The 12,010-nt window shown below is 58.5% G+C and carries 14 protein-coding genes; 11 read left to right on the top strand and 3 right to left on the bottom strand.

Going from position 1 to position 12,010, the window contains the following annotated elements:
• Positions 1 to 287: 287 nt before the first annotated feature.
• From ccoN to ACP90_RS21420, 9 genes are all read left to right on the top strand, one after another.
• Positions 288 to 1,943, top strand: a complete 1,656-nt coding sequence (ccoN, locus tag ACP90_RS21460; protein ID WP_062489942.1) for a cytochrome-c oxidase, cbb3-type subunit I — start codon at positions 288 to 290, stop codon at positions 1,941 to 1,943.
• Between the two features lie 14 nt (positions 1,944 to 1,957).
• Positions 1,958 to 2,692, top strand: coding sequence for a cytochrome-c oxidase, cbb3-type subunit II (gene ccoO, locus ACP90_RS21455; protein WP_062489940.1), 735 nt, complete (start codon positions 1,958 to 1,960; stop codon positions 2,690 to 2,692).
• A 5-nt stretch (positions 2,693 to 2,697) separates the two neighbouring features.
• A complete protein-coding gene (locus ACP90_RS21450; protein ID WP_006933670.1) occupies positions 2,698 to 2,853 on the top strand; it encodes a cbb3-type cytochrome c oxidase subunit 3 in 156 nt (51 codons plus the stop codon).
• 3 nt (positions 2,854 to 2,856) lie between these two features.
• Positions 2,857 to 3,735: a cytochrome-c oxidase, cbb3-type subunit III gene (ccoP, locus tag ACP90_RS21445; protein WP_062489938.1), complete on the top strand. Its 879-nt coding sequence runs from the start codon at positions 2,857 to 2,859 to the stop codon at positions 3,733 to 3,735.
• Between the two features lie 171 nt (positions 3,736 to 3,906).
• Positions 3,907 to 5,370 carry a cytochrome c oxidase accessory protein CcoG gene (ccoG, locus tag ACP90_RS21440; RefSeq protein WP_208993381.1) on the top strand — a complete coding sequence of 488 codons (1,464 nt, stop codon included), beginning with the start codon at positions 3,907 to 3,909 and terminating at the stop codon, positions 5,368 to 5,370.
• A gap of 10 nt (positions 5,371 to 5,380) precedes the next feature.
• Positions 5,381 to 5,893 carry a FixH family protein gene (locus tag ACP90_RS21435; protein ID WP_062489936.1) on the top strand — a complete coding sequence of 171 codons (513 nt, stop codon included), beginning with the start codon at positions 5,381 to 5,383 and terminating at the stop codon, positions 5,891 to 5,893.
• A 10-nt stretch (positions 5,894 to 5,903) separates the two neighbouring features.
• Positions 5,904 to 8,150: a heavy metal translocating P-type ATPase gene (locus ACP90_RS21430; protein ID WP_062489934.1), complete on the top strand. Its 2,247-nt coding sequence runs from the start codon at positions 5,904 to 5,906 to the stop codon at positions 8,148 to 8,150.
• Between the two features lie 7 nt (positions 8,151 to 8,157).
• Positions 8,158 to 8,310 carry a cbb3-type cytochrome oxidase assembly protein CcoS gene (gene ccoS / locus ACP90_RS21425; RefSeq protein WP_023001738.1) on the top strand — a complete coding sequence of 51 codons (153 nt, stop codon included), beginning with the start codon at positions 8,158 to 8,160 and terminating at the stop codon, positions 8,308 to 8,310.
• A gap of 72 nt (positions 8,311 to 8,382) precedes the next feature.
• On the top strand, positions 8,383 to 9,054 hold the full coding sequence (locus tag ACP90_RS21420) for a class I SAM-dependent methyltransferase (RefSeq protein WP_062489932.1): 672 nt from the start codon (positions 8,383 to 8,385) through the stop codon (positions 9,052 to 9,054).
• A gap of 30 nt (positions 9,055 to 9,084) precedes the next feature.
• Here ACP90_RS21420 and ACP90_RS28460 read toward each other — a convergent pair whose 3' ends face one another.
• Positions 9,085 to 9,252, bottom strand: coding sequence for a hypothetical protein (locus ACP90_RS28460; RefSeq protein WP_023001736.1), 168 nt, complete (start codon positions 9,250 to 9,252; stop codon positions 9,085 to 9,087).
• Positions 9,253 to 9,541: 289 nt separating this feature from the next.
• Here ACP90_RS28460 and ACP90_RS21415 point away from each other — a divergent pair, with 289 nt between their 5' ends.
• Positions 9,542 to 10,072 carry a response regulator gene (locus tag ACP90_RS21415; RefSeq protein ID WP_023001735.1) on the top strand — a complete coding sequence of 177 codons (531 nt, stop codon included), beginning with the start codon at positions 9,542 to 9,544 and terminating at the stop codon, positions 10,070 to 10,072.
• Positions 10,073 to 10,105: 33 nt separating this feature from the next.
• On the opposite strand, the gene ACP90_RS28310 is transcribed toward ACP90_RS21415, so the two are convergent.
• Entirely contained in the window at positions 10,106 to 10,546 is a 441-nt protein-coding gene (locus ACP90_RS28310) for a hypothetical protein (RefSeq protein WP_139314026.1), read from the bottom strand.
• Between ACP90_RS28310 and aroQ the strand changes: the two genes are divergently transcribed.
• Positions 10,533 to 10,976 carry a type II 3-dehydroquinate dehydratase gene (aroQ, locus tag ACP90_RS21405; RefSeq protein WP_055658186.1) on the top strand — a complete coding sequence of 148 codons (444 nt, stop codon included), beginning with the start codon at positions 10,533 to 10,535 and terminating at the stop codon, positions 10,974 to 10,976. The genes ACP90_RS28310 and aroQ overlap by 14 nt on opposite strands.
• A gap of 45 nt (positions 10,977 to 11,021) precedes the next feature.
• Here aroQ and ACP90_RS21400 read toward each other — a convergent pair whose 3' ends face one another.
• The gene (locus ACP90_RS21400; RefSeq protein ID WP_023001732.1) at positions 11,022 to 11,774 is read right to left on the bottom strand and encodes a sugar transferase; all 753 of its coding nucleotides are present in this window, start codon (positions 11,772 to 11,774) and stop codon (positions 11,022 to 11,024) included.
• Positions 11,775 to 12,010 lie beyond the last annotated feature (236 nt).

Here is a 12,010-nt window from a genome sequence, read left to right as displayed (position 1 = left end):
TTTCCCGGTTCTTGGCTTCGGAAAACCGCAAGACCGGCGGATGAGCAAGGGTGCCAGGACATTGCCGCAAACGGGCCTACGTCCTTCAGGCCGGCGTCACATCCCTTTCACGGCGTGCCTTCATCTTGCCCGCGACAATTTACGCAATGCAATCTGACATTTGGAGGCTGTTCCGACATCGCCAATTGCTGGCATGTTGATATGAATCAACGCGGCATTTTCAGAGTCGTGTGCATGGTCGTGCCATCGTTGGCACCTTGTAACGATTTCAAGACTGGGGCGCTAAAATGGCACAAAACAAGGCCAAAATGATCTCGCTCGAGGAAGGCGGCTTCGCCATCTTCCTTGTGCTGCTTGCGTTTGCCTGCATCATCGTGGCAGGCAAGACATTCGATCAGGTCATGGCATTCCACGCTGGCATAGGCGCATTGTTCGCCGCCGTCAGCGTGTTTCTGATTTTCAAGAACTACTTCGATGATGGCGGGGAAGTGATTCCGGCCGAAATCGACGGCAAACCAAACTACAACATCGGACCGATCAAATTCGGTGCGGTCGCGGCAATGTTCTGGGGCATTGCCGGTTTCACGGTCGGTTTGATCATCGCTCTTCAGCTGGCCTGGCCAGCGTTGAACTTTGATTTGCCGTGGACCAATTTCGGGCGCCTGCGCCCGCTGCACACCTCCGCGGTGATTTTCGCCTTCGGCGGCAACGTACTGCTGGCAACATCCATGTATGTGGTCCAGCGCACCTGCCGCGTGCGCATGCCCGGCAAGGTCCTGCCCTGGTTCGTGATCCTGGGTTACAACGCCTTCATCGTGATCGCGGGAACGGGCTATCTGCTCGGCGCGACACAGAGCAAGGAATATGCCGAGCCGGAATGGTATGCCGACCTGTGGCTGACCATCGTCTGGGTGGCCTACCTGCTGCTGTTCCTGGGCACGCTCTGGAAGCGCAAGGAACCGCATATCTACGTGGCCAACTGGTTTTATCTGGCGTTCATCGTCACGATTGCCATGCTGCACATCACCAACAACCTGACCATTCCGGTCTCGATCTACTCGACCAAGTCCTACATCGTCTGGTCGGGCGTTCAGGATGCCATGGTACAGTGGTGGTACGGCCATAACGCGGTGGGCTTCTTCCTGACCGCCGGCTTCCTTGCCATCATGTACTACTTCATCCCGAAGCGCGCGGAGCGGCCGGTCTATTCCTACCGTCTTTCCATCGTGCACTTCTGGGCGCTGATCTTCATCTACATCTGGGCAGGTCCGCACCACCTTCACTACACGGCTCTGCCGCAGTGGGCGTCTACGCTGGGTGCAACCTTCTCCATCATCCTGTGGATGCCGTCCTGGGGTGGCATGATCAACGGCCTGATGACGCTTTCGGGTGCATGGGACAAGCTGCGGACCGACCCGGTTCTGCGCATGATGGTGGTTTCGGTCGCCTTCTACGGCATGTCCACCTTTGAAGGTCCGCTGATGTCGCTGCGCTCGGTCAACTCCCTGTCGCACTACACCGACTGGACCATCGGTCACGTGCACTCCGGTGCTCTGGGCTGGGTTGGCTACATCTCGTTCGGCGCGATCTACTGCCTGATCCCGTGGCTCTGGAACAAGCGTCAGCTTTACTCTCTGAAGCTGGTGAACCTGCACTTCTGGCTGTCCACGATCGGTATCGTTCTCTACATCACCGCGATGTGGGTGTCCGGTATCATGCAGGGCCTGATGTGGCGCGCCTACGATCAGCTCGGCTTCCTTGAATACTCCTTCGTGGAAACCGTCGAGGCGATGCATCCCTTCTACATCATCCGTGCTCTTGGCGGTGGGCTCTTCGTGCTCGGCGCCGTGATCATGGCCTACAATCTCTGGATGACCGTCCGTCACGGCGAGGCTGAAGAAGCCGATGCCACGCCGGCTGGCTCCCTGGCTCCGGCCGAATAAGGGAGGGACAGACAATGTCTGCATGGAAAAAACACGAAGTCTTTGAAAAGAACTCCTTCGTTCTCTTGATCGGCATTCTGGTCATGGTCGCCATCGGCGGCCTGGTCGAGATCGCTCCGCTCTTCTATCTGAAAAGCACGATTGAAAAGACCGAAGGCATGCGGCCCTATACGCCGCTCGAACTGGCCGGACGCAACATCTACATCCGCGAGGGGTGCTATCTGTGCCATTCGCAGATGGTGCGTCCGATGCGCGACGAAATGGAACGCTATGGCCATTTCTCGCTGGCAGCGGAGTCGATGTACGACCATCCGTTCCAGTGGGGCTCCAAGCGGACCGGCCCGGATCTGGCCCGCGTCGGCGGCAAATACTCCGACGACTGGCATGTGGAGCACCTGAAGGACCCGCGCGCGCTGGTTCCCGCCTCCATCATGCCCGGCTATCCGTTCCTGGCTGAAAACCGCCTGAACACCCGGGACATAGAGGCTCACCTGTCGGTCAACACCGTGGTCGGCGTGCCTTACACCGAAGAACAGATCGCAAATGCCGCATCTGACATCATCGGTCAGGCAAAACCGGATACGGAAGCAGCCGATGGCTTCGAGGAACGCTGGCCGAACGCCACGATCCGCGATTTCGACGGCAACCCGAGAGAAGTCACCGAGATGGACGCGCTTGTCGCCTATCTGCAGGTTCTCGGGACCATGGTCGATTTCTCGATCTATGACGACAAGGCAAACGCGAGGTAAGGGCGATGAACGAGACATACTCCGCATTCGCAGGCTTCGCGCAAACTTGGGGCCTACTCTATTTCATGATCCTGTTTGGCGTTGTTCTGGCCTACGCACTGTGGCCGAAGAACCGGAAAAAGTTCGACGACGCTGCTCAAATCCCGTTCCGGGAGGACTGATCCATGGCAGACACACATAAAAAGGAAGTCGACCAGATTTCCGGGGTCGAAACCACCGGCCACGAATGGGACGGTCTGAAAGAACTGAACAACCCACTGCCGAAATGGTGGCTGTATCTGTTCTATGCCTGCATCGTCTGGGCTGTGATCTACTGGGTTCTCTACCCGTCCTGGCCGCTGATTTCCAGCTACACCACCGGTGTGCTGGGCGCCAACCAGCGGACCGAGGCGATCGCAGCCTATGACAAGGGCATCTCCGACCGGTCGGTCTTCGCCGACAAGATCGTGGCAGCCTCGCTTGAGGATATCTCCACGGATCAGGAGCTGCTGCAATTTGCCCGGGCCAACGGCCAGGCAGCTTTCGGCGACAACTGTGCACCGTGCCACGGTTCCGGCGGCACGGGTGCGGAAGGCTTTCCGAACCTGCAGGACGACACCTGGATCTGGGGTGGCACGCTGGATAACATCCACACCACGCTGGAATTCGGTATCAGGTCCGGTCATGACGAAGCACGCATCGGCGAAATGCCAGCCTTCGGCCGTGATGAGCTGTTGAGCCGCGAGGAGATCAATCAGGTTGCCAACTTCGTCGCATCCCGCGCGGGACTTGAGACCGACGAAGGCGTCGATCTGGCAGCGGGGCAGACCGTCTATGACGACAACTGCGCAGCCTGCCACGGCGAAGACCTGAAGGGCATTCAGGATGTCGGTGCGCCGAGCCTACTGTCTGCCAATTACCTCTATGGCAAGTCGCTGGACGCCATCAAGGCGCAGATCAACAATCCGCGCAACGGCGTGATGCCGGCCTGGGTCGATCGTCTCGATCCGGCAACCATCAAGTCGCTGACGGTCTACGTCCACTCCTTCGGGGGCGGGCAGTAGAACTTGCGGATCTGGTGCGACAAATGCGCCAGATAGCCTGAACGATTTGATCCGGCGCAAAGTGTGACGCTTTGCGCCGGTTTATTTTGAGCACTCGCTGCTAATGGTGGGTGGCGAATGATTTTCCAAAGATCCTATTGGGGCAGGATCGCGTTGAAGAGGACGGACGGTATGTCTACGGACACCGAGACGCATGAGGGCGCGCAATCCGATGAATGGTTTGCATCAGCCAAAAAGATCTATCCCATGGCGACGCATGGCCTGTTTCGCAGGATCAAGTGGACGCTGCTGTTCATCACGCTGGGCATCTATTATTTCCTGCCTTTCATCCGCTATGACCGCGGGCCGGACGCACCGAGCCAGGCGGTTCTGGTCGATATGGAAGCCCGGCGGGCCTATTTCTTCTTTATCGAGATCTGGCCGCAGGAAGTCTATTACCTCACCGGCCTGCTGATCCTGGCCGCCTTGACGCTGTTTCTCATGAACGCCGTCGCAGGACGTGTCTGGTGCGGCTATCTGTGCCCGCAGACGGTCTGGACGGACCTGTTCCTGTGGGTTGAGCGCAAGGTGGAAGGTGATCGGCGCGAACGTATCGCCCTCGACAAGGACCCGTGGACCTTCGACAAGGTTCGCAAGCGCGTCACCAAGCACTTCCTGTGGCTGATGATCGCCTGGTGGACCGGCGGCGCATGGGTGCTCTATTTCAACGATGCACCGACCCTGGTCTGGGAACTGCTGACCTTTCAGGCACCGATGATTGCCTACATCTGGATCGCCATCCTGACCACGACGACCTATCTCCTGGCCGGCTTCATGCGGGAACAGGTCTGTATCTACATGTGCCCGTGGCCGCGCATCCAGGCTGCCATGACCGACGAGAAGGCCCTCAACGTCACCTATCGCTGGGATCGCGGAGAGCCTCGCGGCTCCCTGAAGCAGAACAAGAAGCTTGCCGAGCAGGGCCTGCCGGCTGGTGACTGTGTCGACTGCTACCAGTGCTTCCAGGTCTGCCCGACCGGTGTCGATATCCGCAAGGGCATGCAGCTCGATTGCATCCAGTGCGGCCTGTGCATCGATGCCTGCGACAACGTCATGGACAAGGTCGGCAAGCCGAGAGGTCTGATCGGCTACGATACGGACGAAAACATCCAGCGCCGTCTGGAGGGCAAGGAGTCTGTCTACGAGATCGTCCGCCCGCGTACGGTTCTCTATGTCGGCATCATTGCCGTGGTCTGCGGCATCATGCTGTTCGCGCTGCTTAACCGCGATTTCGCCGACATCAGCGTTCTGCACGACAGGAACCCGGTGTTCGTCGAACAGTCTGACGGTTCCGTGCGCAACGGCTATACCGTGCGCCTGTCCAACAAGCGCCGCCACGAGCGCCACTTCATGCTGCATGTGGAAGGTATGCCGGCCAACACGATGGTCGAAGCCGTTGGCACCGAAGACACCTTCGCCGGCCGTCCGATCATCTCTGTCGGCCCGGACACCACGCGTGAAGTTCGTATTCTCGTGACCTCTCCGCCCTGGGCGAAGATGCCGCATTCGACGCCGGTCACCTTCCGCATCACCGAAAGCGTGATGGGCGAGGTCGTGACGGCCAAGGATACGTTCAAGGCACCGCAAAAACCTTGAGGAGCAAGGAATGACGATGGTTCAATCGAACATGAAGGATCCCAAGGCGATTTCCGGAAAGACGGTCCTTGCCTGGCTTCTGGGTTTCTTCGGGGTGGTCTTTACCGCCAACGCGATCTTCATCTATCTCGCGCTCGGGTCTTTCCCGGGCGTGGTGGTGGAAAGTTCCTATGAGGCAGGACAGGCCTACAACGAGGAAATCGCGGCGGCAAAAGCCCAGGCGGAACTGAACTGGCAGGTGTCGAGCGAATTTACCCGCACCAGCAGTGCGGACGGCAAGCTGGTCGTCACGGCCGAGGACGCGCAGGGAACGCCGCTTTACGGGGTGGTCCTTCATGCCCTTTTGCGTAATCCGGTTCATGACGACGCCGACGTGAAGGTCGAATTCACGGCTGACGGCGGTGGGCGCTATGTCGGGACAGTCGAGAACCTTGCCGATGGCAACTGGACACTCATCCTGGAAATCGAACAGGATGGAGAACGGAAATTCCGGTCCGAAAACCGGATTTTCGTCAAGAACTGAGGCAAATGCCGTGACGGTCCATCAGCGTGATTGGCAGGCGTTCGTGACACCGGGTGAAGATGGCGCGGTCCATATGGATCTCGCCGTCGACGGTATCACCTGCGCAGCCTGCATGGGAGACATCGAGCGAGGTCTGAAACGGCTTCCGGGTATCCGGACGGCACGCGTCAACCTGACCAGCCAGCGGCTCGCCGTCGACTGGTCGGAAGACCAGACCGGGGCCGATGAGATCGTCGCCGAGCTGGAGCGGCTCGGCTACAAGGCCCACCCGTTCGATCCGGCCAGCCAGAAGGAACGTCAGGACAAGACCGGCAAACAATTGCTGCGCTGTCTGGCGGTCGCCGGTTTTGCCGGCATGAACATCATGCTTCTGTCTGTCTCCGTCTGGTCGGGCAATGCTACGGACATCACCCCGGAAACCCGGGATTTCTTCCATTGGCTGTCGGCGCTGATCGCCATGCCGACGGTTGCCTATGCCGGGCGGCCGTTCTTTCGCAGTGCCTTCAACGCCCTGGCTGCCGGCCGGTTGAACATGGATGTGCCGATCGTGATCGGCGTGACACTGGCGGTCGCCCTGTCGGTCGTCCAGACCATCCAGCACCAGCATCATGCCTATTTCGAATCCGCCGTCATGCTGTTGTTCTTCCTGCTGGTCGGACGGTATCTCGACCACAACATGCGAGGGCGGACGCGATCCTTTGCAGAGAACATCGCCGCTCTGAAGGCCGAAGTTGCCGCGCTGATCCATCCCGACGGCGCAGTCCGCGAAGTTCCGCTTTCAAAAATCGCCGCGGGCGACCTGGTTCTGGTATCGGGCGGCGAGCGGGTGCCGGTGGATGGTGTGGTTGAAACCGGTGTTTCCGAGATCGACCAGAGCCTTGTGACCGGTGAAAGCGTGCTGGTGCCGGTTGCGGCCGGTCAGCGGGTCTATGCCGGTACCCTGAACGGAGCAGGGGTGTTGCAGGTCCGGGTTCAGGCTGCTTCCGGTGCCACGTTGCTGGATGAGGTCAACCGCCTGCTCGAAGCCGCATCCCAGGCCAAATCCAAATACGTACGCATCGCAGACCGAGCCGCCCGCCTTTATGCGCCGCTGGTGCATGGTGCGGCTGCGCTGACATTTCTTGGCTGGTTGCTGGTCGGGCTCGACTGGCAGCCTGCCCTGATCATCGCCATTTCCGTTTTGATCATCACCTGTCCCTGCGCGCTCGGTTTGGCGGTTCCCGCGGTTCAGGTGGTGGCATCCGGGCAGCTCTTCCGGTGTGGGATCCTGCTCAATTCGGGCGATGCCATCGAACGGTTGTCGGATATCGACACCATCCTGTTCGACAAGACCGGAACGCTGACGCTTACCGAGCCGGATCTGTGCGGCTCCATCGATCCAGATGACGAAACGCTTGCGCTGGCCGGACGCCTTGCCCTGGCCAGTCGGCATCCCTTGTCCGCAGCCCTGGTCAAGGCAACAGGAGCGCTGCAGCCTCTGCCGGATGTCAGCGAGATATCCGGGGCGGGTCTTGAAACCATGGTTGCCGGACAGCGTCTGCGGCTTGGCAGCCCGCTGTTCTGCGAAGCATCCGAAGAAAAGGTCGAGGCAGCACTGCAGTCGAACCCGGGTGCCTCTCTGCTTGCTATCCGCTTTGGCGCGGATCCTGCCCGCCTGTTGGCCTTCCGGCAACGGTTGCGGCCGGATGCCAGGGCGGTGGTCGATCAGTTAAAGTCAGCCGGCTACGCGCTTGAAATTCTCTCCGGGGATACGAAACCTGCTGTGGCCGATTGCGCGGCTGTGCTGGGTGTATCGGACTGGCGCTCGGGCATGAAGCCCGCCCAGAAAATTGCGCGTCTCGAAGAACTCCAGGCCAGTGGCCGCAAGGTCCTGATGGTTGGCGATGGCCTGAATGATGCTCCGGCGCTGGCCGGGGCGCATGTCTCGCTGTCGCCTGTCTCGGCCGTGCATCTCAGTCAGGCCGCTGCAGACGCCGTTTTTCTCGGTGACAAATTGCAGCCGGTGGCCGATGCGCTCAGGCTGTCGAAACGGGCAAGGGCGGCAATTGAGCAGAACCTCTGGATTTCGGTCGCCTACAACATCATTGCCGTGCCCATTGCCGTGGCCGGTTTCGTCACACCTTTGATGGCGGCGGCAGCGATGTCCGCTTCCTCGCTGGCAGTTACCGCAAACGCGCTCAAGCTGCGCTGGGGAGAGGGCGGCAGGAACGCGGGAGCGAACGCCCCCACAGTGCGACAGCAACAGGCCGCTGAATGAGATCAACATGGACGTTCTGATCTATCTGATACCGATTGCACTGCTCCTGGGTGCGCTAGGGCTTGGGGCTTTCCTCTGGTCCTTGAAAAGCGGCCAGTATGACGATCTCGAAGGTGCCAAATGGCGCATCCTTGACGACGACGACCTGCCAGACAAGTAGTTGCCGGCAATCTTGACTTTGTGTTCCCGTGCGCCTAGCCCCATGCATTCCTTTAGGTAACTGGAGCTATGCATGGATTCGTTTCCGGACGCGCACAAACCGGGCTACGCCGTTTATTCCAGAACGTCGCTGGCCATCTACGATGCCCTGGTGCTGGGTTTGTCGAACCGCTGGATCTGGCGTTGTCCGAGCTCTCATCTGGTCGCGCTCTATGACCAGCATGTTTCCGCCAATCACCTGGATATCGGCGTGGGCACCGGTTACTTCCTGGACAAGACCAGGTTTCCCGTTTCAGATCCAACGGTGACGTTGCTCGATCCCAACCGGGAGTGCCTCGACAAGGCTGCTGCCAGGATTGCCCGCTTGAACCCCGTCACCGTTCAGGCAGATGCACTCGTGCCGTGGCCAAAAGATATCGGCAGTTTCAAGACAATCGGCCTCAACTACGTGCTTCATTGCCTTCCGGGCACCATGACTGAAAAGGCAGTGATTTTCGATCATGCGGTACCGCATCTCGAAGAAGGGGCAACGGTCTTTGGCTCCACCATCCTGCAAGGCGATGCGCCGCGGTCCGGTGCCGCCCGCAAGCTGATGCAGATCTATAACCGCAAGGGTGTCTTTTCGAACGAAGCCGACACGCAGGACACTTTGCGAGCGGAACTTGAAAAACGCTTTGCCGAGGTGAAGATTGAAAGGATCGGGTGCGTGGCACTCTTCAGTGCCCGGAAGCCGCGCCTTGCCTGAGCCCTGCCGCGGCAAGGCACAACGGGCAGCTTAGGAGAGGACGTTGGACAGGGCCATGCCTGTGGCAAGCAGGACAAGCCCTATGCCGGCAAGCAGAAGGAGATTGTCTCTCAGTCTTGCATTAGTGCCGAGGTCGGACGGTTCATGCTCCATAGGGAGCGGATCGTCTTCCCCGAACGTTTCAGGATCCCGGGACATGGTTCTTACAATCGTTTGCAAAGGCTGCTCATTCAGTTCGATTTCTTGCCTGCAAGATGGGGGCGTACAATTGAAAGTCCCGTTAATATCGAACCGGCCAAAAGATTAATTGAGCGCAATATTACCAATAGGTGAAATCCCTCAGTGTATTGCGAGTAATTTCTCAGCCTTTCCGAAACTATTCAAAGTCGATGCCGCGTCGGCGGATGATTGTGTGCGCCTCGCGGCCGGAGACTAACTCATTGTTCAGACTTTCATGGCAAAGGTTAAGTCAAACAAGGAGGACTAGGTGAGCCTGGATCTTGCCTCTCTGACATTCTTGCTGGTCGAAGACAGTGCTTACATGCGGACCATCCTGCGCACCATGCTGCAGGGGTTCGGTGCGCGGCGCATTGTCGAGGCTGAAGACGGCGCGTCCGGCCTTGAAGCCATGGACCGGGCGAACCCTGACATCCTTATTCTGGATTGGGTCATGCCGATCCTGGACGGGGCGGACATGGTGCGCATGATCCGCAGTCCAAACAATCCCTTCGCCTATATCCCGATTATCATGGTGACCGCTCACACCGAGCGTAGCCGGATCGTGGAAGCGCGCCGGCTCGGCGTACACGAGCTGCTGTCCAAGCCGATCTCGGCAAAGGCGCTGTATCAGCGCGTATCCAGCGTGATCCTGCACCCGCGCGATTTCATCAAGACGGCCACCTATTTCGGCCCTGCACCGCGCGAAATCCGGAACCGCCAGAAGATCTGGCAAGGTGGCCCCGGCCAGCCGCAACAGCAGGGCGGCGAAGGCGACGGTAACCTCACCGCGATCGGTTAAGCGTAAAATTCAGCTGAATGTGATGTGGACGCGTCAGGCGGCCGACTGTGCTGCCGCGCGATTTTCCGCTGCCGCATAAGACGATGCGCCTTGAGCTTGGGCACTTTCTGCCGCTTCGGCAAACTGCGCCAGAACGTCCAGATCAACCGTGTAGTGGTCGAGCAGGAACTGGGAAAGAACATCGATAGGGAGATGATGGTAGCCTTCGATGGCGGCCATCAAAGCTTCAAGTGTGTCCAACCGTTCGCGGAGTTTAATCATGGTTACCCGATGAGCCGATTTTTTCTCACACTGGAGTTTTATAGTTAATAATGCGTAAAACCGAGCGTCGCAAGGATGCGGGACCGCGGTATCACCTCCGATAACAATCGTCCACAAACTTTTGCCGGAAATCTTCGAATTTCTTGGTAAAAATCGCCAGTGCGGGGCAAGTTGTCGACGAAGGTCTAGGGAAAATTCAATGGCAAAAATCATCTATGTTCTGAACGGTCCGAATCTCAATCTGCTCGGCAAGCGGGAACCGGAGATCTACGGGGCTCAGACCCTGGATGACGTCCGTGCGATGTGTGAGGCCGCCGCTGCGCCCAAGGGGCTGGAGATCGCATTCCATCAGAGCAATGCCGAACACGTGCTGATCGACTGGATCCATGAGGCGAGAGAAGCAGCCGCGGGTATCATTATCAACCCGGCGGCCTATACGCACACGTCGATCGCAATTCTGGACGCATTGAATACCTGCACCTGCCCGGTGATCGAGGTTCATGTCTCCAACATCCACAAACGGGAAAGCTTCCGGCACCATTCCTACGTTTCAGCCCGGGCGGATGCGGTGATTGCTGGCTGCGGTGTGGAGGGTTACCTGCTTGCCCTGCAGCGCATGGCGACTTTGTGCGCAGACGCATGATCCCGCGTCTCTGCCCATGACACTGTTTGAGGATTTTCCGGCGGTTCAGTAGCCGTTGCCGTTGAAGAATTCCCTGGCGACCGTCGTCGCGAGGATTTTGACATCAAGGATAACCGACTGACGCTCGATGTAGGCAAGATCATAGGCAAGCCGCATGCGGGCCGCATGAGGGTTTTTGGTTTCCCCGCGAAAGCCGTTAACCTGTGCCAGGCCTGTGATGCCCGGAAGCACCTTGTGGCGGTCCATGTACCTGGGGTGGAAGTCTTCATAAGGCATTCCGGCGGCCAGCATGCCGGGCACATGCGGCCGAGGACCTACCAGGGACATTTCTCCCCGCAACACGTTAATGAGCTGCGGCAATTCATCGAAATTGCTCTTGCGCAGGAAGGCGCCGATCAATGTGACGCGCGGATCGTTGGCAACGGTTTGCGAAATCCCGGAGCTGTCGCACTGGTTGGCATGCATCGTCCGGAACTTGAGAACGGCAAACTTCTTGCCATTCAAACCGTAGCGCCACTGACGGAAAAATACCGGTCCGCGGCTTGTCAGTTTTATTGCAACCGCGAGTGCAACAAATAAGGGAAAAAGCAGTAGAAGGCCGGCACTTGCACCGGTCAGGTCAATACATTTCTTCAGTCCGGATTGAATCACTCCGCGTGCCGGGCGGAGGTCGCGGGAGGCACGGTTTGTCGCATCGAGCAGGTCGGGGTGCGGATAGCCCCACGTCGCGAAACCGGCAATATTCATCGCTTCGCGGCCGTGATCATCTGCTTCGTAAGATACTGTTTCGTCTGCCAAGATATGCCAGCCTCAACCCGATTTACGAGACCACTTGATGTGCGCCAGCATCCTGTCTGGAGGCAGTCGCAATCACCATCGTATCGTTAATATTTGGGTAACAAGATCGGGAAAATTGTTATCCATTAAGGGTTTGGTTACCATAGTGACGCGACGGGAGCAATGTTCCGGCGTCAAAAGTGATGTGAAATTTAATTAATTTTTAAAAAATTGAACGCCGGGCTAGGGTTAGCCCG

This window comes from Labrenzia sp. CP4, from assembly GCF_001579905.1.
Taxonomy (GTDB): domain Bacteria; phylum Pseudomonadota; class Alphaproteobacteria; order Rhizobiales; family Stappiaceae; genus Roseibium; species Roseibium algicola.
This window is presented reverse-complemented; position numbering and strand designations above follow the sequence as displayed.